At 57.5% G+C, this 21,545-nt stretch carries 16 protein-coding genes; 11 read left to right on the top strand and 5 right to left on the bottom strand.

The features are described 5' to 3' along the window. Positions 1–5: 5 nt before the first annotated feature. A complete protein-coding gene (locus LC059_RS12310; RefSeq protein ID WP_226704166.1) occupies positions 6–1,034 on the bottom strand; it encodes a DUF58 domain-containing protein in 1,029 nt (342 codons plus the stop codon). Between the two features lie 20 nt (positions 1,035–1,054). Next, positions 1,055–2,056 carry an AAA family ATPase gene (locus LC059_RS12315; protein ID WP_226704167.1) on the bottom strand — a complete coding sequence of 334 codons (1,002 nt, stop codon included), beginning with the start codon at positions 2,054–2,056 and terminating at the stop codon, positions 1,055–1,057. Between the two features lie 119 nt (positions 2,057–2,175). Here LC059_RS12315 and LC059_RS12320 point away from each other — a divergent pair, with 119 nt between their 5' ends. Then, complete coding sequence (locus tag LC059_RS12320; RefSeq protein WP_226704168.1) at positions 2,176–4,491, top strand: tetratricopeptide repeat protein; 2,316 nt, start codon at positions 2,176–2,178, stop codon at positions 4,489–4,491. Positions 4,492–4,569: 78 nt separating this feature from the next. Here the strand turns inward: LC059_RS12320 and LC059_RS12325 are convergent, their stop codons facing one another. Together LC059_RS12325 and LC059_RS12330 are read right to left on the bottom strand one after the other, a co-directional pair. Next, positions 4,570–6,081 carry an arylsulfatase gene (locus tag LC059_RS12325; protein WP_226704169.1) on the bottom strand — a complete coding sequence of 504 codons (1,512 nt, stop codon included), beginning with the start codon at positions 6,079–6,081 and terminating at the stop codon, positions 4,570–4,572. A 163-nt stretch (positions 6,082–6,244) separates the two neighbouring features. Continuing rightward, a complete protein-coding gene (locus tag LC059_RS12330; protein ID WP_226704170.1) occupies positions 6,245–7,252 on the bottom strand; it encodes an AraC family transcriptional regulator in 1,008 nt (335 codons plus the stop codon). 272 nt (positions 7,253–7,524) lie between these two features. Here LC059_RS12330 and LC059_RS12335 point away from each other — a divergent pair, with 272 nt between their 5' ends. From LC059_RS12335 to LC059_RS12365, 7 genes are all read left to right on the top strand, one after another. Continuing rightward, the gene (locus LC059_RS12335) at positions 7,525–10,104 is read left to right on the top strand and encodes a TonB-dependent receptor (protein ID WP_226704171.1); all 2,580 of its coding nucleotides are present in this window, start codon (positions 7,525–7,527) and stop codon (positions 10,102–10,104) included. Between the two features lie 82 nt (positions 10,105–10,186). Further along, positions 10,187–11,248 carry a zinc-binding dehydrogenase gene (locus tag LC059_RS12340; protein WP_226704172.1) on the top strand — a complete coding sequence of 354 codons (1,062 nt, stop codon included), beginning with the start codon at positions 10,187–10,189 and terminating at the stop codon, positions 11,246–11,248. Between the two features lie 75 nt (positions 11,249–11,323). Continuing rightward, positions 11,324–12,304: an NAD-dependent epimerase/dehydratase family protein gene (locus tag LC059_RS12345; RefSeq protein ID WP_226704173.1), complete on the top strand. Its 981-nt coding sequence runs from the start codon at positions 11,324–11,326 to the stop codon at positions 12,302–12,304. Between the two features lie 37 nt (positions 12,305–12,341). After that, positions 12,342–12,848 (top strand): 2,4'-dihydroxyacetophenone dioxygenase family protein, encoded by a 507-nt coding sequence (locus LC059_RS12350; RefSeq protein WP_226704174.1) that lies wholly within the window; start codon positions 12,342–12,344, stop codon positions 12,846–12,848. 148 nt (positions 12,849–12,996) lie between these two features. Then, positions 12,997–14,910, top strand: a complete 1,914-nt coding sequence (locus LC059_RS12355) for a DUF3604 domain-containing protein (protein ID WP_226704175.1) — start codon at positions 12,997–12,999, stop codon at positions 14,908–14,910. 39 nt (positions 14,911–14,949) lie between these two features. Further along, positions 14,950–15,831: a peptidyl-prolyl cis-trans isomerase gene (locus LC059_RS12360; RefSeq protein WP_226704176.1), complete on the top strand. Its 882-nt coding sequence runs from the start codon at positions 14,950–14,952 to the stop codon at positions 15,829–15,831. Next, the gene (locus LC059_RS12365; protein WP_226704177.1) at positions 15,828–16,871 is read left to right on the top strand and encodes a HupE/UreJ family protein; all 1,044 of its coding nucleotides are present in this window, start codon (positions 15,828–15,830) and stop codon (positions 16,869–16,871) included. The genes LC059_RS12360 and LC059_RS12365 overlap by 4 nt, the downstream gene beginning before the upstream one ends. A gap of 21 nt (positions 16,872–16,892) precedes the next feature. On the opposite strand, the gene LC059_RS12370 is transcribed toward LC059_RS12365, so the two are convergent. Further along, positions 16,893–17,906, bottom strand: a complete 1,014-nt coding sequence (locus LC059_RS12370; protein WP_226704178.1) for a helix-turn-helix transcriptional regulator — start codon at positions 17,904–17,906, stop codon at positions 16,893–16,895. 189 nt (positions 17,907–18,095) lie between these two features. On the opposite strand from LC059_RS12370, the gene LC059_RS12375 reads away from it, so the two are divergent. The 3 genes from LC059_RS12375 (at position 18,096) to LC059_RS12385 (ending at position 21,458) form a co-directional block, all read left to right on the top strand. Then, positions 18,096–18,641: a 2,4'-dihydroxyacetophenone dioxygenase family protein gene (locus LC059_RS12375; RefSeq protein ID WP_226704179.1), complete on the top strand. Its 546-nt coding sequence runs from the start codon at positions 18,096–18,098 to the stop codon at positions 18,639–18,641. A 230-nt stretch (positions 18,642–18,871) separates the two neighbouring features. After that, positions 18,872–19,705 (top strand): SDR family NAD(P)-dependent oxidoreductase, encoded by an 834-nt coding sequence (locus tag LC059_RS12380; RefSeq protein ID WP_226704180.1) that lies wholly within the window; start codon positions 18,872–18,874, stop codon positions 19,703–19,705. Between the two features lie 151 nt (positions 19,706–19,856). Then, positions 19,857–21,458, top strand: a complete 1,602-nt coding sequence (locus LC059_RS12385; protein ID WP_226704181.1) for an AMP-binding protein — start codon at positions 19,857–19,859, stop codon at positions 21,456–21,458. Positions 21,459–21,545: the final 87 nt, after the last annotated feature.

The raw sequence follows: 21,545 nt of genomic DNA on the forward strand, positions 1-21,545 counted from the left end.
GGCAATCAATCCTCGCCCGCTTGTCTGCTTGTCGGTGGTGGCGATGGCGGTATTAATCCCAGCAGTCGCTGCAGCTGTGGCAGGGTTTCTTCCGCGGTGGAAAGCTGAGCCACCGGCAGGTCATAGCGCAGGTGCCAGTCGTTGATAATTTGGCGACGCTCGCGATTGAAGTGGTTCATCGCTTGGATAGTGTCCACGCTGCGGGTATCCAGGGTTGCCTGGAGCTCGCCATCGGAGATGGCGCTGACCAGCGACTCGGGCACCGCCTCTCCGGTGGGGTCGACCACCGGCACCAGAACCACATCGTTGTGCCGCGCGATGCCGCTTAGCAGTCGCTCGGTGGCAGGGCCCGCCACATCGAAGTCACTGATCAGCAACACCAAATGATCGCGCCGGGCGATATTCGCAACGGCCTGCAATACCGTGTCCAGTGACGTGGGGGCGGCGGGGGGCGCATCGGCGTGCAGCTTTTTATTTGCGCGCGCGATTTCGCTGAGAAATCGAGTGAGGGCACGGCGGTTGCGCTTCGGGCGCTGGGTGTAGAGGCCATTGTCGCGCACCACGATACCGCCCATGCGGTCGTCCTGGTCTAGTACCGCAAAGGCCGCCAGCGCGGCGGCCTCGGCGGCAGTGGTGGATTTCATTGCGTGGCGGGTGCCAAAGAACATGGACATGCGCTGGTCCACCACAATCAGCGCCGGACGGTCGCGCTCCTCGGTGTAGACCCGCACATGGGGCTCGCCGGTACGCGCGGTTACCTTCCAGTCGATGGCACGCACATCGTCCGACGGCCAGTACTCGCGCAGTTCTTCAAAATTCAGTCCGCGCCCACGCAGGCGCGAGGAATGCCGCCCGGCGAGCACGCTGCGGGCGGGCTGGCGCGGCAGCAAGTTCAGGGTTTGCGCCGGGCCTTCGAGCGCCTGCAAATGTGCAAGGTCCACATGGATGCGTGGGTCTGTCGCCGATTCCGGCGCGACGACGGTGGTGACGCTGGCCCGGCTCCGATTGCGACTGCGAATCTGAAAATTGAACATGGTGACCTGATTTTCCCGACTCAGGGCAGGGCGACGAGTTTCAGTAGTTCGTCGATCACCTGATCGGCACTGATACCTTCCCCCTGGGCCTCAAAACTCAGCCCAAGGCGGTGGCGCAGGCAGTCGTGAATCACTGCATGAATATCCTGCGGATCCACATAGTCGCGACCCTCCAGCCAGGCATTGGTGCGCCCGGCTTTGTCGAGTGCGATGGAACCGCGCGGGCTGGCGCCAATCTCGATCCAGCGTGCCAGCTCCTCCGACAACCTGGATGGGTGGCGGGTGGCCTCGACCAGGTCGGCTATATAGCGCACCATGGCAGGGGATACATGGATGGCGGCGATTTCGCGGCGTGCGTCGAACACCGCTTGTTGGGGGGTTACGTCCGCCGCTTGCTGTGGCTCCGCTGACCCTGAAGCTGTAACGGTGGTATTGGCGGCAGCAATTTCCTCGCTGCGTACCAGTTCGATTACTTCCACTTCGTCTTTTACTGGCGGGTAGGTAATCAGTACATGCATCAGGAAGCGGTCCATCTGCGCTTCTGGTAGAGGATAGGTACCTTCCTGCTCGATGGGGTTCTGCGTGGCCATCACCATAAACAGCGGTGGCATCTTGTGGGTCTTGCCGGCCACGGTGACCTGACGCTCTTCCATCGCTTCCAACAGCGCGGACTGCACCTTGGCGGGTGCGCGGTTGATTTCATCGGCGAGCACGATGTTGGCGAAGATGGGGCCCGGGTGGAAACGGAACTCGGACTTCTGTCCATCCCGGTACAGCATATCGGTGCCGGTCACATCGGCGGGCAACAGGTCTGGCGTGAACTGGATTCGGCTGAAATCGGCCTCGAGGTTTTTCGCCAGCGCTTTGATTGCACGGGTTTTGGCGAGCCCCGGCAGCCCCTCCACCAGCAGGTTACCATTGGCCAGCAGTCCGATAATCAGGCGCCGGATAACGTCGCGCTGGCCCACGATAGCGCGGCCCATGCCTTGTTCCAGTGCGGTGATCTGTTCCCTTGCGGACATGGCGCTTCCTTTCTGCCATTGATTCAGAGTTCCTCATTAACGCTAGCAGATCCGAGGCTGAGGAAGAGGGCGCAAGAAGCTATACTCGGTGCCAATTAAAAACATAATTTGGAGTTTCGATGCGCACACTAATCCTCCTTCTACTCTCGGTACTGCTGATTAGTGCCTGTGAAAAGAATGTGGAAGTGAAGGAGGCGGAAACCAGCACCGCTCCGGTCTCTCCATCGGATACACCGACCGACCAAGTGAAGCCGGCTGCGCAATCGAAACCCGGTAAATCCCCTGCTGCGGATAACCACGCGGACTATGTGGGCGCCGAAACCTGCGCTGGCTGCCACCAGCAGCAATTTGCAGACTGGCAGAAATCCCATCATGACCTCGCCATGAAAACCCCGGATGCGGAAACCGTGGTGGGTAATTTCGACAACGCAAAGTTCGACTACTTTGGCACCGAGTCCACCTTTTACCAGCGCGACGGCAAGTACTTTGTGCGTACCGATGGGCCGGACGGCAAGCTGCACGATTATCCCGTTGCCTACACCTTCGGTATCTACCCGCTGCAGCAGTACCTGATTGAATTCCCCGGTGGGCGGTTGCAGGCGTTGAGTATTTCCTGGGATTCCCGGGCCAAGGAAGAGGGTGGCCAGCGCTGGTTCCACTTATACCCGGACGAAGAAATCAAGGCGGACGATCCGCTACACTGGACCGGCATCAACCAGAACTGGAACTTCCAGTGCGCGGATTGCCACTCCACCAATCTGTATAAAAACTACGATCGGGCCTCCAACACCTTTGCTACCCAATGGTCCGAAATCAATGTGGGCTGTGAATCCTGCCACGGCCCGGGCAAGGAGCATATGGCGTGGGCAGCACAGCCGGAGGATCAACGCGCTGCGGATGCTAGTCGGGGCCTGGATATCCACTTCGATGGCCGCCGCCAGGCGCGCTGGGCAATGGATGACAAAACCGGCATTGCCCATATAGGTAACGACGTGGAGACCCAGGCAGAAATCCCCGTCTGCGCCCAGTGCCACTCCCGTCGCGGCACTCAACACCCCGGCGTAAAGCCCACCGACGACTTCCTGGACTTCTTCCACCCGGCGCTGCTTAGCGATGGCCTGTACCATGCCGATGGCCAGATCAATGACGAAGTCTACGTGTGGGGCTCTTTCCTGCAGAGCAAGATGCACGCCGCAGGCGTAACCTGCAGTAACTGCCACAACCCGCACAGCCTGGAACTGCGCGCGAAAGGCAACGATGTCTGCGCCCAGTGCCATTTGCCCTCCAAGTTCGATACCGCCGACCATCACTTTCATCCCGTTGGGAGTGAGGGCGCCCAGTGCGTGAACTGTCATATGACCGACAAGGTGTATATGCAGGTGGACGCGCGCCGCGATCACAGCTTCCGGGTGCCGCGCCCTGACATTTCGCAAAAGGTCGGATCTCCCAACGCCTGCACCGGTTGTCACACCGATCAGTCGAATGGCTGGGCAGCAGATGTTCTGGAGAAAAAATTCGGCAAGCCCGACCCACATTACGCTGAGGCGCTGTACGCTGGCCGCATTGGCGCTGTGGATGCGGAGAGCCAGTTGTTGAAGCTGGTAATGGATGACAAGCAGCCGGATATCGTGCGTGCAACCGCGGTATCCATGTTGCCGCGCTACCTGTCCCAGACCAGTGCGCAGGTGCTGCAGGTGATTGCCCAGGGCGATGACGCGCTGCAACACCTTGGGCTGGCGCAGTCCCTCGACCAGGTGCCACAGCAGGTTCGCCCCGCGTTGGCGATTCCATTGTTGTATGAGGACGAACGCGTGACGGCTTCTCTTGCCGCCAGTGCCATGGCGGGGGCACCGCTGGAGCAGTATCCACAAGAAGTCAGCACGCGCTACCAGCAGGCCATCAAGGATTACATGAAGTCCGCCGAATTCAACAGCGACCGCCCGGAAAGCCTGGTTAACCTGGCATCGTTGCGCGGTCGTGAAGGAGACCTGGCCTCCGCAGAGCGACTACTCAAGCAGGCAGTAGCGCTCTCGCCACATTTCACGCCCGCGGTGATCAACCTTGCCGATCTTTACCGGGCGAGTGGCCGCGAGGCGGACAGTGAAGCGCTGCTGCGCAATGCGCTGTCCACTGCTTTTGACAAGGCACCGATTCAGCACACCCTCGGTCTAAGCCTGGTGCGGCAGAAAAAAATGTCCCAGGCGCTGGAAATGCTAAAGGCAGCTGCCGATAGCGAATCTGCGAGCTCACGTTACGTGTATGTGTACGGGATTGCTCTGAATTCACAGGGTTCGCCCCAGGAAGCAATCAAAGAGCTTGAAAAGGGCCTGCAACGATTCCCTGGGGACCGGCAGATCCTTTCTGCATTGGCTTCTATTCATCACGAGCAGGGGAATGAAGTTGCCGCACAAAGATATCAGGCGCAACTGCAATAGCTGGAATAGTGGGTAGGGTAAGCGAAAGAGAAAGCGCGGCCAAAAGTGGTCGCGCTATTTAGTTGGTGAACAAGAAAATCAGTGATTTTCCTGGGTTTCCATTGCGGCCTCAATCGCTTTGTTGATATTCAGCGATGCAGACTTATGCCGTGGTGGATATTTTTTGAAGGTGGCCAGATGCTCGTTCAGGATCTGGATCGCTGGCTGGAACACCCAGCTTTTACGCATGATCTGATGGAAACCGGTGACACCGTCGTAGTGTTCCAGAGGATCTTTGCGCAGGTTGAACAGCTTGGGCATGGTGTGAAAAACCAGATCGCCGTAATAGAGGCCATCAGGCTTGGTAGCGAAGTGCATTTTCCACGGGCCCACGCGCAGTGCGGTTAGCTGCGATTCGTAGTAGTAGAAGATTTTGTTGCGCGCCGATTCTTTGCGCTTGCCCGTCCAGTAATCGAGGTTGTTCTCGCCGTCGATATATACCTTGTCCGACTTCATAAGTTTGCCGCGCAGATCCGGCTCTCCCAGAGCAGCGGCAATCGTCGGGAACACATCCTCGTGGGAGGAGATCCCGTTCAGCGCGAGACCGGGAGGAATGTGTCCGGGCCAGCGCACCAGGAAAGGAACGCGCACACCGCCTTCCCAGGTCGTCATTTTTTCACCGCGGAACCCGGTGGTGCCGGCGTCTGGCCAGGAACTCTGTTCGGGGCCGTTGTCGGTGGTGTAAATCACAATGGTGTTGTCGGCGACACCCAGTTCATCCAGCTTGTCTAGCAGCTTTCCTATTTGAGCGTCATGCTCAATCAGGCCGCTGCCGAACAAATCGTCTTCAGAGCTGATTTGAGTTGCCAGATGACGGCTTTCGGCTTTCAGGTGGGTATACACGTGCATGCGGCTGGTGTTATGCCAGATGAAAAACGGCTTGCCCGCCTTTTGCGCTTTCTCCATAAAGTTCAGGCTGCGCTCGAGGATTTCCTCATCGAAGGTTTCCATACGTTTGCGGGTCAGCGGTCCGGTATCGGTGATTTTCCCGTCGGCATAGGATTCGATTACCCCGCGCGGGCCAAACTTCTTTTTGAATTCCGCGTCTTTCGGATAGTCCTCCTGCTCCGGTTCCTCGGACACGTTCAAGTGGTACAGGTTACCGTAGAACTCATCGAAGCCATGTTTGGTAGGCAGGTGCTTATCCAGGTCGCCGAGATGGTTTTTGCCATACTGTGCAGTCATATAGCCTTGAGCCTTCAGGAACTCCGCCATTGTGGGATCCTTTTCATCGATACCCAGGGGGTTGCCCGGCTGCCCTACGGTGGCCAGGCCTGAGCGCACCGGTAACTGCCCGAGAAAGAATGCGGCACGGCCGGCAGTACAACTCGGCTGTGCGTAGTGATCGGTAAATAGCGCGCCTTCGTTGGCGATCCGATCAATATTGGGGGTTGGGTAGGTCATGCCGTGGGAATAGGCGCTCAATGAGATTGACGCCACGTCATCCACCATGATGGCGAGAATGTTGGGTTTCTCGGCTGCCTGTGCTGCCGTTATTACTAGCCCGGTCAGCAGGGCGAAACAGGCAAACTGCTTGCGTAAAATGCCCAAAATAATACTCCTGAATTTGATGCGGAACTGCAGTTGTAGGACTGCTATTCAGCTTAGATCAGGGGGGGATGGGCATGTAATACAGGTTGTCTAAATAGACGAAATTTTGACTTATTAATTCAATTTTTAAATTAAAACCGGAAGAATATTTCTCGGAGTTTCTTCAAGAGGGACGCCGCCCTTCGGCCGTGGAAGGTGGTATGCCAAACCAGCGGCGGAAGCTCCGGCTGAATACGGCAAGATCTGCGTAACCGAGATTCAACGCGATACTGGTGAGTGGCATGCTGCTTTTGAACACCGCGGTTTTGGCGACTTCCTTGCGGGTTTCTTCCAGGAGTGATCGAAAACTTGTTTGTGAAGATTCGAGCGCCCGCTGCAACTTTTTCGGATGCATTCCCAGGCAGAGTGCAACGTTGGTTTTGCTGCAATCTCCGGTAGGCAGCAGGCCGAGGATGGCGTGTTTCACCAGCGGGGTCAGGTCGCTATCGGGGTCCGTTTTCAGCTGTTCGAATTGGCTGAAAATAATCTCATTAACCAGCCCTTCCAAGGTGCGCGGTTTCTTTGCCAGCGTTTCGCGGTCGATAAAAAAACCATCGTGTTCGGCATTGAATTCCACCGGACAAGCGAAGGCCTGCTGGTAAAAGTCTTTCCCTTTCTCCGGTGGCGGATGCCGAAACAAAACCCGGCTGGAATGCCACTGGTGGCCAGCCATATCCCGGATCAGCTGGTAGATCAGTGCGATGCTGAGCGCCATCAATTGCGGAAAGCGGCCGTGCTGTGCAACCAGGATATCCAGCTTGAGCGCGGTTTCTGCCCGCTCAGTGGGATTCAGGGTGAGGATGGCCCCCTGGGCATGCAGGTGGGTGTGCTTACTGCCTACGGCGAGGGCGCTGGTCACACTGTCCTGGCGGGACATGTAGGCCCCAAACAACCCCAGCACACGCAAGCCCTGGCTCATGCCCAAGCGCAGGCCAAAGGTTTCGGTACCGGTTTCCCGTGCGGTCAGCTCCAGCAATTGGCCGAGCTTCTCATAGGGGATCAGGTTGTCGGGGTCGCGCAGCTGGCTGGTGGGCAAGCCGATGGCCCGCTGCAGTTGTACCGGGTTGGCGCCCAACTTTCTTGCCAGCTCATCATATCCATTGAGGGACCCGGCTCTGACGAATTCAGTCATGCTCGTGGCTCACATCGCTTCATTATTTGTTATTCGTTGTATGGACCTGCGGTCTGTCGCCGCTTTTGCCAATCGTGGCACAACTCTGGTGCCGCGATGAGTGAGCTTATCGCTAGTGTCCCGTTTTGCAAAGTGGTTGTCCCAAAAAATCAAACCGAATGATTCGGGCTCAATTACTCTCGTAGTCGTTCCTGTAGCACCAAGGGCATGCCGGCAGCAGATCGGTTACTCCCGGCACATATAAAAATAACGCTAAACGAGGACGCCTAGCGATGATTGAGTCACAACTCAAAACCAAGCGTACAATTCTCAGCAGTCTGATTTTCACCCTGATTAACATGCCCGCATTGGCGCAAACCACTGTGGAAAGTGACCGTCAGGATAACAATGGTCGCGTTCTGGAAAACGTGACGGTAACCGCACAGAAACGCGAGCAGTCCCTGCAGGACGTGCCGCTATCGGTTTCCGCCATGTCCGGCGAGACAATTCAGGAAGCGGGCATCGAACGCTTCGAAGATTTTTCCGCATACATCCCCAACATGTCGGTTACCAAGAGCTCCATTTCCGACAAGATCAATATCCGCGGTATGCAGTCTGGTGAGCAGGCCGGTTTTGAGCAGTCCGTGGGTACGTTTGTAAACGGTATTTACCGCGGTCGTGCGGCACAGTCCCGTTTCGCGTTTGTGGATGTGGAGCGTGTGGAAGTACTGCGCGGTCCGCAGAGTATTCTGTTTGGAAAAAACACCGTTGCCGGTGCACTGAATATCACCAGCGCGCGCCCCACCGAAGATTTCACAGCGAAACTGAGCGCGAGTTATACCCCCGAGTTCGAACAGAGCGAACTGGAAGGCATGGTATCTGGTGAGCTGGCAGACGGTGTCCGCGGTCGCCTGGTGTTGCTGTCCCGCGAGATGGACAAGGGCTGGGTGCACAACGAGTTTTACGATACCAACGATCCGCGCAGTGACGAGCTGATGGGCCGTGCCACCCTGGAGTGGGATGTCTCCGACAGTACCGTCATTACCGCAATCGCGGAGAGCGCGGACTTTGACATGGGTGCCTTTCCACACGCGACCAAAGTTGCGGGGCCCCTGGCGGCTCTGGGTGCCATCGAGGGTACCGACGTCACCAGCATGGGTAACACCAACCCGGTACTGAATTTTGGCGCCACCCAGAAAATGGCCGGCAACCACAACGAATTCACCGTAATGAGTGAAACCGAGCTGGATGCCGGCACCCTCAATATCGTTGCCGGTCACTCGGCCTACGATTACGAGCGCTACCTGGATGCGGACTACTCGCCCCTGGATGGCCTGCGTTTTGACGATACCGAAGACTTTTCCCAGAGCAGTCTGGAAGTACGTTTCAGCGGCAGCGCCGGTGACAACTTCGAATACATGACGGGCCTCTACTGGCAGCAGCAGGACATGACCGTCGATGGCCTGTCCCTGTTCAATATCCCGGTGCTGCAGCAGGTACTGCTGGGCGGCTGTGCTGCAGGCGTGGGCGCCATGGGCGGCGACCTGGGCTCTGTCTATGTGGGTGGTGATGCGGTTGCCACCGGTGCCGGTGTGATCGCGCTTGGCGGCCCGGCCGGGTTGGTAAATTCCTGTGGCACCGCGGCGGCATTTGATGGCATACCAGATGGTGTGGGCCGTTATGCCCGACTGCAACAGCAGACCGATACCTTGGGTGCCTTTGCGCAGGGTACCTGGCATATCACCGACAGTTTCCGCACGACCCTCGGCCTGCGTTACACCAGCGAAGAGAAGTCAGCAGACAAGGCCACTTACGCGGTGGACTTCGCCGAACGCAATACCACCCCAACCGAACAGGCCTGGGTAACCGCGGTGTCCAGTTCGGTGGGTGAATTTACCACGCATAGCTTCAACGCAAATGACCCGGGCATGACGCGCAAGGAAAACAGCCCTACCTGGTCTGTGAACCTGCAGTACGACCTGAATGACAGTGTTATGGCGTACACCACTCTCTCCACCGGCTTCAAGGCGGGCGGTTTCAACTCCTTCTACATGCGTAGTCCGACCCGCGGCAACGGCGCCTTCTCTGAAGACGTGAGCTTTGAAGAAGAGAAGGCCACCTCATTTGAAGTCGGTCTTAAGTCATCCCTGCTCGGCGGTGCGGCGGAGCTGAATGTGGCCGCATTCCAGACCCGCTTCGAGGACCTGCAGGCGGCCATCTTCAGTGGTAACACCACCTTCGAGGTGCAGAATGCGGCGGAAGCCACTTCCCAGGGCATCGAGGTGGATGGCCGCTGGATGGTGACTGATAACCTGACTCTGTCCGGTGCGCTGGGCCTGCTGGATTTCTCCTACGACAAATTCCCCAACCAGGCGTGTACCAGTGCGCAGTTCCTGTCGGAGCGCGAGGCGCTCTACCAGGCCGCGGGCGCTGCAGGTGATATCGCCGGCCAGCTGGGCGCGGCGCTGGGTTACAACAACGCGCTGTGTGCCGCTGCGGGCACCAATGACCTCTCCGGTCGCACTGCAGCCAATGCCCCTGACACCACAGCTTCCCTCTCGGCCAGTCATTACCTCCCACTGGGTAACTACGAGCTGAAATCGAATTTTGCGGTCAACTACTACAGCGATACCTATCGCTCGGACGACCTGGATCCGATCAGCCTGGAGCAGGGCAAGGCGTTTGTGAATGCGGGTCTGATCTTCATGCCGGTGGATGGTAGCTGGCAGGTCGCCCTGACCGGGAAAAACCTCACCGACCGCGATCACTTCAATTACATCAACGACGTGCCGCTGTTCGCCGGAGCGCATAACTACATGCCACTGGCCGGTCGCTCCTGGAACGTCAAGTTCAGCTATACCCTGGGTGATTAATTGCATGCTGGCAGCGGCGCCCCTGCGCGCCGTTGCTGCGCTTTGACACCATCAACGATAAAAATAAATTCGAGAAAACATTATGCAAACCATGGAATCCGTGGTGCTGCGCAACGGCGCCATTCAGCTGGAAACCGTCGACATTCCACAACCGGGACCGGGGCAGGTACTGGTGAAATCCCTCGCCTGTGGAATCTGCGGCTCCGACCTGCACCTGACTCGTCACAGTGACGAAGTATTCGACCTCTACAAAAAGATGGGCTTGATGCCGGCGGAACTCGAAGTCAACCCGGACATCATGCTGGGCCATGAATTCAGTGCAGAGGTCGTGGCCTATGGTCCGGAAACCCAGGGTGCCCTGGCGGTGGGCTCCAAGGTCACCAGTGTACCCATTCTGATGTCCCAGAACGGCGCGGGTATTGGGGTAACCCCCGGTGTGAACGGTGCCTATTCCGAATATTTCCTGCTCGACGAAGCGCTGATGCTGCCACTGCCGGAAGGGGTTTCCCCGCAGGCGGCGGCGATCACCGAGCCGCTCGCCGTCGGACTGCATTCGGTTAATCGCTCGGATATAGGCGAAAACGAGGTGGCGCTGGTAGCCGGCTGTGGCCCTATCGGGCTTGCTGTCATTGCCGCTCTGCGTCTGCGCGGTGTGCGACACATCGTTGCCTCCGACCCGCAGGCCTCCAGCCGCGAAATGGCGCTGGAATTCGGTGCCACTGAAGCGGTAGACCCGACCAGCGACGATGAAGTCGCGAAAGCCGCCGCACTGGCCGGTGATAACCAGGTAGTGATTTTTGAATGTGTGGGAATCCACACGCTGCTGGATGGGTTTATTCGCCGTGCCCCGCCCAAGGCCCGCCTCGTAGTGACCGGGGTACACACCGCGGAAACACCGGTGAATTTCGCCTTCGCACTGGTGAAGGAAATGGATATCCGCTTTACCTACTACTACACACCGGAAGAATTTGCCGAATGCCTTAATCGTATCGCCAAGGGCCAGGTCAACTGGAAGGCATTGTGGACCGGCACCGTGGGTATCGATGGGGTGCCGGGTGCGTTCAAAACCCTGATGCAACCCAACTCCCACATCAAAGTCATTGTTGAACCGTGGCGCGCGGGCGAACTTGAGCACGCAAAGTAACGCAAGGGAATGCAAGGGAATACAAGGGAATACAAGGGAATACAAGGGAATACAAAGTAACGCGAGGTAATTCCAATGAAAAATGTATTTGTAACCGGTGCCGGCGGCTTTATCGGCCGCCACCTGGTGGCGCAATTACTGGAGCAGGGCTGCAATGTGATCGCGTTGATGCTGCCCGGCGAGCCTGTACCACAATCCTGGGGCGATCGCGTGCGCACCGTCACCGGGGATGTGCGAAAGCTCGATGCCGTCAGCGAAGAAATTGGTGCGGTCGACACAATCTTTCACCTGGCGGCGGTGGTGAGCGATTGGGGATCGCGCCAGGAACATGTGGATATCACCGTGCGTGGTACCGAGCAGGCAATTTTACTGGCGCTCAAGTGGGATGCCCGCTTTGTAGTCACCACTAGTATCGCCGCATTTGCCAGTGCCATGGGCAGTGGCAGGTTGGACGAGTCAACACCTCGCGGCGTGCCTTCCTCCAGCTACGAGTTCGCCAAACAACAGCAGGAAGATGTCACGCTGCAAGCGGTACGCGAGCGCGGCTTGCATGCGGTGATTATCCGGCCGGCTAATGTGTATGGCGTCGGCAGTGTGTGGGTCAATCGTTTCCATGAATTCCTGTCCGAGAAAAAACCAGCGCTGATGGGTAGTGGCGAATGGGACGCGGGCCTGGTACACGTGCGCAACCTGGTTAATGCAATGACCCTGGCTGGTAGCAAAGACGGTATCGGGAGCGGGGAGATCTTTGTGATATCCGACGGCCAGGGAGTGACCTGGAAGCAATATCTCAATGCGCTGTCACAAACGCTGTCTCTACCCCAACCCAAAAGTATTCCCAATGGCGTCGCGCGCATACTGGCTCCGGTTCTGGAATTTTTCGGCAAACTATTCGGGCTAAAGAAGGCGCCTCCGGTGACGCGTCTGGCTTATCGCCTGACCGGTGTCGAGAGCATCTTTGATGCGAGCAAAGCGCAAAAACTTCTCGGATATCAGCCATCCGTCACGCTTGACGAAGCCATGCAGGAAATTCGTCAAGCTTACTCCAAAGCATAAAAACTGAAGCTCGCCCCGAGCATAAGAGGAAAATATTATGGTACTTCCATTGCCTATTCATCCGCAGGACTCCCTGCTGACCCTGGACACTAGCAAACTTCCCCTGATCCGAGATGTTTTGCCGGGCGTGCATGTCTATCCCTGTTTCCTGGATGCCGAGAACGGCGTCTGGGTATTGCGCGTGTTGTTTGAGCCGGGCGTTACCCTACCCAAGCACTTTCATACTGGGGCCGTGCATTTGTATACCATGACAGGCAGCTGGCACTACGTGGAATACCCGGAGCAGCCGCAAACTGCAGGCAGCTACCTGTACGAGCCGGGTGGTTCCATTCACCAGCTGCACGTTCCGGAAAGCAACACAGAAGTGACCGACACCTTCATGATGGTGACCGGCGCCAATATCAATTTCGACGAAAACGACGAGTTCATGAATGTGATGGACGCCGGCTGGATTGAAATGATGATCCGCGAAGCCGCCAAGGCGCAGGGCATAGTGCCCCGTTATATCAAGCCGGCAGTAGGCGCGGGTTACGCCGACGAGTGATCGCCTTGACCTGAAAGCAAGCGTCTTCACACAACTTTCCATACTGTGGTGTATTGCGGCCTTTTTACGAAAGGAAGGCCGCCTTTTTCACACTTCATTTGCGCAGGCAAATGGCAAATCCGCAAAAATTTAATAACGAGAGAATCGGATGCGATTGATTTCTGGTGCCTGCCTACTGGCGCTTGGTCTGGCCGGCTGTGGTGAGCAGGTGGCGAATAACAACGAACTGTCCGGCGGCAAAGCAGAAACGGAACAGGCGGTAACTGATGGGGCGCACGCGGGGCCGGAGAATAACCCCAGCGAGGCCCGAGCCGCCGGTATCGCTGAACAGGTTTACTTTGGAAATTTTCACGTTCACACCAGCTATTCCTTCGATGCCCTGACCAACGGCGCCAATACCACACCGGCTGACGCCTACCGCTGGGCCAAGGGCGAAGCCATTCCCGCAGCGGCGGCTGCCGGGGTGATGCAGATCAAGCGCCCGCTGGATTTCTACGCGGTTTCCGACCACTCGGAATACCTTGGTGTATTCAAAAAAATGCAGGATCCGAATAACCCCGCGAGCAAACTGCCGATCGCCAGTGAAATTACTTCCAAGGACAAGAAGGTCGCGTTTGACGCCTACGCACGGGTGTTGGACACCATGTCCCCGGGCAAGGCAGACCCGGCCCTTGCAGACCCCTCCATCATGAAGCCGATCTGGCGGGAAGTGGTGGATACTGCAGATGAATACAATGAGCCGGGAAAATTCACTACCTTTCCCGCGTTTGAATGGACCTCCACACCGGACATGCGAAACCTGCATCGGGTAGTGGTATTCGAATCTTCCAAAGGGGTTCCAGAGCTGCCATTCAGTACCAACGAATCTGAAGACCCACAAGACCTGTGGAAATACATGGATCGCGCCCGCGCCAACGGTGCCACGTTGCTGGCCATCAGCCACAACGGCAATGCCAGCGACGGCCTGATGTTCCCTACCGCAACCGCGGACGGCGAGCCGCTGTCGGCGGAGTATATCGAAGCGCGCCTCGCTAATGAGCCGCTGTATGAAGTGAGCCAGATCAAGGGTTCCTCGGAAACCCATCCGTTGCTGTCGCCGAACGACGAGTTTGCCGGCTTTGAACTGTGGGACTACCTGCTGTCCGCAAGTACCGCGGCGGTGCCGGAAAAAAAAAAGGGCGGCTACGCACGCCAAGCTTATCTCGATGGATTGTCGATGGCCGCAGACGGACGTGGCAATCCCTACAAATTCGGTTTGATCGGCGATTCCGATACCCACAATGCAGCGGCCTCGGTGGAAGAAGACAACCACACCGGCAAATTCGCTTTTGAAGCTACACCCGATAAACGCCTCGATGGCCCGCTTCCCGGTGACGACATCAACAATCGCCGTGTACGCGAGTTCAGCTCTGGTGGTCTCGCGGCTGTGTGGGCACCGGAAAATACTCGCGAGGCAATCTACGCGGCGTTGATGCGCAAGGAAACCTATGCAACCTCCGGCACTCGCATGAAACTGCGCTTCTTCGGCGGTTGGGATTTTAGCGATGACACCCTCAGTAAAGCCGACTGGTTGCAACAGGCCTACGACGCAGGCGTACCCATGGGTGGCGATTTGCCCAGCGCAGGCGGCGGTAAAAAGCCGGTATTCCTGATCAGCGCCATGAAAGACAGTGCCGGTGCAAACCTGGATCGTATTCAGGTGGTGAAAGGCTGGGTCGAAGATGGCGAACAGCACGAAGCGATTTTTGATGTGGCTCTGTCTGATGGCCGCGTTGCCGATGCAGACGGCAAGGTGGCACCGGTGGGCAATACTGTCGACCCGGTCAACGCAACTTACACCAACGAGATCGGTGACGCTCAGCTGTCGGTGGTATGGCGAGACGATAAGTTCCACCCTCAGCAGCACGCCTTCTACTACGTACGCGTGCTGGAAATCCCGACGCCGCGCTGGTCCACCTATGATGCCAAGGCACTGGGGCGAAAACCCCGCGAAGACCTTCCGGTATCGATTCAGGAGCGCGCCTGGAGTTCACCCATCTGGTACACGCCGCAAGCGCGGTAATTTATCGAATGGGTTGTTGACGATGATCGAGTGGTTGATATGAATTTGAAAAAAGTCCGATTGCTGCGCGACCCCCTGCTGCACTTCACTTTGATTGGCGGCTTGCTGTTCGCCATTGATGGCCTGTTTGGCGGCAACGCAGACGCGGAAGAGATCGTGATTACGCCAAGCCGGATCGAGCACCTTGCGGCAGTGTTTGAGCGAAGCTGGCAGCGCCCGCCGAGCGATGAGGAAATGCAGAAGCTGGTGGACAACTTCGTGCGCGAGGAAGTGCTTTACCGCGAGGCACTGAAACTCGGCCTGGAAGCCGACGATACGGTAGTTCGCCGGCGCCTACGGCTGAAAATGGAATTCCTCGCGCGGGATCTGGTAGACGGTATAGAGCCGGAACTCGAGGTTCTGCGACAGTTTTACCGGGACAACGAGCATCGCTATCTGCTTCCGGCGCGGCTGAGCTTCCGTCAGATATATTTTAATGATGATCGACGGGCGGAACCTGAGCAGGATGCGGAGATGGCCCTTGTCGCGCTGGCCGATGGAGCGGAATGGGCGACCACCGGTGACAGTCACTTGTTACCGCGACAGTTCACTCAGGCCTCATTGGAAGAAGTGAATAAACAACTGGGTACTGGATTCGCTGAAGAGTTGCTTGGCCAGCCTCGGGGACAGTGGGTGGGCCCCGTGCATTCAGAATACGGCGTGCATCTCGTATTCGTAGAGGAATACACCGCGCAGGCCAGCGCGGATTTTACCAGTGTCCGGTCGCAGGTGCTACGTGACTGGCAGGCGCAAGCCCACGGCGATGCACTGGAGAGCCAGTATCGCCAGTTGCGCCAAGGCTATCGTGTACGTATGGACGTTGATCCCAGTGTACGGGAGCTTGCCAGTGCAGAACCCACAGACGAGGTGGCTGCGCGATGAAAGCGAAGCTGTCGCAGCTACTGTTTTTACTGGCGGTTATGGCGAGTGTCGTGATGGCCAATAACAGTTGGGCCCACGAATTGCGCCCGGCCTATCTGCAGGTGACACAGCAGGCGCCGCAGGTATTCGATGTGGTGTGGCGGGTACCCGCACGCGGTCAGATGAAGCTGTCTCTGGATGTAAAGTTCCAGGGCGATGTCGTTGTTGGCAATCGCAGCATCGGTGGTTTGTCCAACGGTATGTATAGCGAGCGCTGGCAAATTGAGAGCCCTGCTGGATTGACTGGCGCCACGGTGGTGGTGGCCGGGCTCGAGCAGACAATGACCGATGTGCTGATGCGCGTGACCTGGCTCGATGGGCGTGAGCAGGTTATGCGACTGGTGCCGGAAAATCCCCGCTACCAGTTTTCCGCAAATGTGGGCGAAGCTGCGGACGGCTGGTTCGCGACCTATTTTGTGCTGGGTGTGGAGCACATACTGCTGGGGATCGACCACCTGCTGTTCGTACTGGTTTTGTTATTGCTGGTGAGTGGTTGGCGCTCCCTGGCAGTCACCATTTCCGCATTTACTCTTGCTCACAGTGTGACTCTCGCGCTGTCGGTACTGGGTGTGGTGTCGGTGCCACAGGCGCCGGTGGAAGCGGTGATTGCCCTGAGTATCGTTTTTGTTGCCAGCGAGATACGGCTCAAGCAGCGGGGGCGCTCGACGCTGGCGATCCGCTACCCCTGGGCAGTGGCGCTGGGATTTGGATTGCTACACGGCCTGGGTTTCGCCGGAGCACTCGCAGATATCGGCGTGCCGCAGCAGGCAATTGCCGGTTCGCTACTGGCGTTCAATCTGGGCGTGGAAGCCGGTCAGGTGCTGTTTATTGGCCTGGTGGCGGCACTGGTGTGGTTGGTACGCCAGTTTTTTGAATACGCCCGGGTACCTGCATCGAGAATTTTGGCTACCGGGGCTACTGCAACGCTGGTGCTGGTCTATGTTATTGGCGGTACCGCAAGCTGGTGGCTGTTTGATCGCACGGTAGCACTGTTTACATAACGAGTGGAGGACACCCGTCAGTTATAGGTCGCTGGCGTCGGCCTGGCGCTGGGTTTTCCACTTACTGGGTGACATCCCTGTCCAGCGTTTGAAGTTGCGGCTAAATATGGCGACATCCGCATAGCCCAGATTGAGCGCCAGGTCGGTAATACTGAGCTGGCCGTGCTGCAGGTTACGCATGGCAATTTCCATGCGGGTTTTTTGCAACAAGTCCCGGAATGAAGTGGTGTCCTGCTGTAGCTTTTTCTGCAAGACCCGCGGGTGGAGGTTCAGTGCTGCAGCGACGCGCTCAATGCTGCACTCCCCACTGGGGAGCAGGTTGCCAATAATGTGGCAAACCTGTGCCTGCAGATTGCCGGGGTAGATGGCTTCCAGAAGCTGTATGCGTTGCTGGAAATGCGCACGTAATAGCTGCTCGTCAAAGTGCGGTTTGCGCGACAGCCAGCTCAGCGGAAAACTGACGCCGCCGAACTCGCTCTGGTACTCGATATGCTCGCGATAGGGCTCGGGCACAAGGGATGTCGCTGAGGGTTTTGCTTGTGGCAGGTGCAGCTTGAGCGCATTGCCGATACTGCCAACCATCTGTGCGACCAGATTGAACGCCTGTCCGGCACTCAGCTGCATCAGCTGGGCTAGCCCGGTGGCGTTGGAAAAGTCGAAATTGAGCTGCAGCTGCAGTGACTCCCCGCGGGGGGATTGCTGCACGTGCACGCCATAGGCGTGCAGGCTGATGTGCTGGTTGGAATAGCTCAGGGCGTCCGCCAGCGTCGGCTGCTGGCGGATGGAGAGCCCGATCTCACCCAGGGCCAATACGCTCTGTCCGGCGGCCAGATTGAGACAGAACAGTGGATCGCAACAGGTCTGCGCCGTTGCATCCAGCAGGTCGGCCAGGCGCGTGTAGGACACGTAGGTGTTGGGGTCGCGCAGCTGCGCACTGCTCAAGCCGAATTGCTGGAGCAGGGTGGTGGGGTTTTGCCCACACTGGGTGACCAGTTGTTCATAGCCTTCGATGGCGCCGCTGCGTATCAGGAACATGAGGCTCTCGGCCGCTGAGAGAATGATGTGTTCGCAAATAGTCAAATTGCGTTCGTAAAAAGTCAAGTTGAGTGTCGGCCAGGTTTCTAGACTGGGCAAGCTCCCTCGCTCTGAATACAGGTTTGTGCTCAGGCGGAGGGTAGGGGGAAACACAATAAAAACGATTAACTCAATTACTGGAGAATGGCGATGAGCGAATCTGCACGTGAAAACAAGACCCCGATCCTTGAGATGCTGGCCGCAATGCAAACCGGCGGTGTCGTTTCCCGCGATCACGCCCGCGAGGCGATCCTGATCCAAGAGGCGGACCTGCCCTGGGTTTCCCTGCCCGATGGTTCCCTGCTGCAGGTACTGCACGTAGACCTGAATCAGAACCTGTGGGTGATCAAAAACAAATTCAAACCCGGCTTTGGTGTCGACACTCACTACCACACCGGCCCGGTGTTCGCTGTGACCACCGCGGGCGAATGGTTCTACAAAGAGTACCCGGACAAAATCAACAAGGCTGGCTCCTACCTGTTCGAGCCCGCGCACTCGGTGCACACCCTGACCGTGGCGGATGATGCCAAAGAAGATGCGGAAGTTTGGTTCGCGGTATTCGGCAGCAACGTCAACATCGATGACGACGGTAACGTGACCAGCGTACTGGATGCCAAAACCGTGATGACCGTGTACCGCGCGCTGTGTGAGGCCGAAGGCAAAACCTGCGAAAACATGATCGTCATCGGCGAATAAGCAGCCGAAGACGCGGTGTGCTGCAGGCGTTCAGACTGTCAAAAAGGTGACATTCTTATCACTGTGGATGGTTATGATGTTACCGGAAGCTGTGCCTGCAGCGTCTCGTGTGTTTTATCGGTATTTCTCGCCCGTATCCCTGCTCGTCGCCTGCTGGCGCCAAGTGAGCAGACAGCCGGTGAGTTGGAAAATTTTTTCAAGTCCACAGAGACAGTTTGAGGCATAACAGAATGACGAGCTGGAAGTACGGCGCGCCCAAGGTGGCATTTGTATCGGGTGGCGGCAGTGGCATCGGCCTCAATCTTACCCGGGCCCTGCTGGCGGACGGTGCCTCGGTGGCGATTTTCGACCTCAAGGTAGAAGACGCACTGCTGGAGGAATTACGTGGACTGTGCAAGGGTAGTGCACAGGTGGAACGCTTCCTGGTGGATATCACCGATCCGGATGCGGTGGAGCAGGCCATGGACGACGCCGCAGCGATGCTCGGTGCGCCTGAATTTGCGATCAACTGTGCGGGTATTTTACGCACCGCGGTATTCACCGAAATGTCCTATGCGATGTTTGACCAGAGTATGCGCGTTAATTTGTACGGCAGTCGCAATTTCGCTGCGGGCGTGCTGAAACACATGCGCAGTGGCGGCCATCTTGCACTGATCGCATCGCTGGCGGGTATGTGTGGCAGCTATACCCACGGCGCCTACGCCACCTCAAAGTTTGGCGTGGTAGGGTTGGCAGAAGTACTGCGCACGGAAATGAAGCCGAAAGGTATCGATGTTTCTGTGGTTTGCCCCGGCGAAATACAAACGCCGATGCTGGTGGAAGAGCGCCGGGTCGGCAGCCCGGTGACGGAAATTGTGAACGAATTTGCCGGCGTGTTGCCGGTAGATGATGCGGTACAAGGTATTCTCGATGGCCTGCGCAAGCGTACCTTTATGATTACCCCGGGCTTCAAGGCGAAGCTCACCCGTTACCTGGCCCGCAGCCACACCGGATTGTTCCGTTGGATTGTGGACAAGAAAGTGGCCAAGGCATTGGCAACCTACGGTGACGGTAGTTCGAAGTAATACGAGACGACCGCTTGTGAATGCGGGCGGCTGATGGAAACTCAGCAGCCTGTATTCATGGATCATACATTGATTTATTGCGGCACAAAGTGAATCATTTGGTGTCGTAAATGCTTGACCGGAAACCAAAACAATAAATTTCGGAGCGAATATGAGAACCCCTGAAATGCAAGTACGTGAACTGAGCCAACAAGCCGCAAACCTGGCTGACTTTGTTGGCCGCTGTCTGCAACGATTCCACGACAAGCCAGCGTATCACTGTATCGGTCAGACCCTGACCTTTGGCGAAATCGAGGAAAAATCCCGTCACCTCGCGCAATGGCTGCAACACGACTGTGGTCTCCAGGCCGGCGACCGTATCGCGATCCAACTGCCCAATATCACCCAGTACCCCATTGCCGCTTATGCTGCCTTGCGTGCTGGCCTGGTGGTAGTGAATACCAACCCGTTGTACACGCCGCGGGAAATGCAACATCAATTTTCAGACTCCGGTGCCAAGGCACTGGTGATTCTGGCGGACTTCATCGAAAAGTTCGAAGAGATCAAAGCCTCTACCCAGATCGAGCACGTACTGGTTACCGGCGCGGCGGACCTGCTGGGCAAGGCCGCTCCTGCACCTGAGGGTTATCACGGCTTTATCGACGCGCTGGAGCGCGGTGCAGCCTGCGCCGAACTGGTAGAGAGCACTGCGAAACGGGACGATATCGCGGTGTTGCAGTACACCGGCGGCACTACCGGGGTGGCCAAGGGCGCGAGCCTGACACATGCCAACCTGCTGGCGAATACCGACCAGATGCTGGAGCGCATCATGCAGCGCGGCAATGAAGGCGAAGAGATCTTTGTTTGCCCACTGCCGCTGTATCACATCTACGCGTTTACCGTGAACATGCTGACCTTCTTCGGTATGGGCAGCATGAACGTGCTGATTCCGAACCCGCGGGACATCGACGGCTTCGTGAAAATGATTGCGCCGTTCCGCTTTACCGGAATCGCCGGCATTAACACGCTGTTTGTGGGGCTTTGCCGCCATCCGGCCTTCAAGCAGTTGGACTTCAGCTCCCTCAAAATGACCTTTTCCGGCGGTACCGCGCTCACCAGCAGTGCAGCTGAGCTGTGGCATCAGGTGACCGGTTGCCCGGTCACCGAGGGCTGGGGACTGTCAGAGACCTCGCCAGTGATCAGCCTGAATGCCTTCGGGCGCGAGGAAATCGGCACCGTTGGCCCGGTACTGGAGAACACCGAGGTTCAGGTGTGGGACGAAGAGTGCAATCCGGTCCCCCAAGGCGAGAGTGGTGAGCTGGTGGTACGTGGCCCGCAGGTAATGCAGGGTTATTGGAACCGCCCGGATGAGACCGCCAAGGTCATGCACAACGGATTCTTCCGTACCGGCGATGTTGGCCTGATCCAGGACAACGGAAATGTTCGTATCGTCGACCGCCTCAAGGACATGATCATCGTGTCCGGTTTCAACGTGTATCCGAACGAAGTGGAAGACGTGTTGTGCCGCCACCCACAGGTAGTGGAAGCCGCGGTGATCGGTGTTCCCAGCGAGCAGACCGGCGAAGCCGTGTGTGCGCATATTGTGGTGGACGGGGAAATTGATGAACAGGAAGTGATCGAGTTCTGCCGCACCCAGCTCACGGCGTACAAGGTACCCAAGCAGATCGTGGTGCAGAGTGAGCTGCCGAAGTCCACCGTCGGCAAGATACTGCGCAGGGAACTGCGTGTGGTGCCCGCTTCCGAGCCCGCCTGATATCTAAGCAAACTTCAAAAAACGCAGCCCATGGCTGCGTTTTTTGATTCTGTACACGGTCCGCGATTTGGACCTGTCGGCTGGCTG

Source organism: Microbulbifer elongatus (assembly GCF_020524885.1).
GTDB classification, from domain to species: domain Bacteria; phylum Pseudomonadota; class Gammaproteobacteria; order Pseudomonadales; family Cellvibrionaceae; genus Microbulbifer; species Microbulbifer elongatus_A.

Bases quoted from the DNA above. Each gene is read 5' to 3' on its own strand.
- LC059_RS12310 (WP_226704166.1), bottom strand. From the start codon at position 1,034: ATGTTCAATTTTCAGATTCGCAGTCGCAATCGGAGCCGGGCCAGCGTC.
- LC059_RS12315 (WP_226704167.1), bottom strand. From the start codon at position 2,056: ATGTCCGCAAGGGAACAGATCACCGCACTGGAACAAGGCATGGGCCGC.
- LC059_RS12320 (WP_226704168.1), top strand. From the start codon at position 2,176: ATGCGCACACTAATCCTCCTTCTACTCTCGGTACTGCTGATTAGTGCC.
- LC059_RS12330 (WP_226704170.1), bottom strand. From the start codon at position 7,252: ATGACTGAATTCGTCAGAGCCGGGTCCCTCAATGGATATGATGAGCTG.
- LC059_RS12335 (WP_226704171.1), top strand. From the start codon at position 7,525: ATGATTGAGTCACAACTCAAAACCAAGCGTACAATTCTCAGCAGTCTG.
- LC059_RS12340 (WP_226704172.1), top strand. From the start codon at position 10,187: ATGCAAACCATGGAATCCGTGGTGCTGCGCAACGGCGCCATTCAGCTG.
- LC059_RS12345 (WP_226704173.1), top strand. From the start codon at position 11,324: ATGAAAAATGTATTTGTAACCGGTGCCGGCGGCTTTATCGGCCGCCAC.
- LC059_RS12350 (WP_226704174.1), top strand. From the start codon at position 12,342: ATGGTACTTCCATTGCCTATTCATCCGCAGGACTCCCTGCTGACCCTG.
- LC059_RS12355 (WP_226704175.1), top strand. From the start codon at position 12,997: ATGCGATTGATTTCTGGTGCCTGCCTACTGGCGCTTGGTCTGGCCGGC.
- LC059_RS12360 (WP_226704176.1), top strand. From the start codon at position 14,950: ATGAATTTGAAAAAAGTCCGATTGCTGCGCGACCCCCTGCTGCACTTC.
- LC059_RS12365 (WP_226704177.1), top strand. From the start codon at position 15,828: ATGAAAGCGAAGCTGTCGCAGCTACTGTTTTTACTGGCGGTTATGGCG.
- LC059_RS12370 (WP_226704178.1), bottom strand. From the start codon at position 17,906: ATGTTCCTGATACGCAGCGGCGCCATCGAAGGCTATGAACAACTGGTC.
- LC059_RS12375 (WP_226704179.1), top strand. From the start codon at position 18,096: ATGAGCGAATCTGCACGTGAAAACAAGACCCCGATCCTTGAGATGCTG.
- LC059_RS12380 (WP_226704180.1), top strand. From the start codon at position 18,872: ATGACGAGCTGGAAGTACGGCGCGCCCAAGGTGGCATTTGTATCGGGT.
- LC059_RS12385 (WP_226704181.1), top strand. From the start codon at position 19,857: ATGAGAACCCCTGAAATGCAAGTACGTGAACTGAGCCAACAAGCCGCA.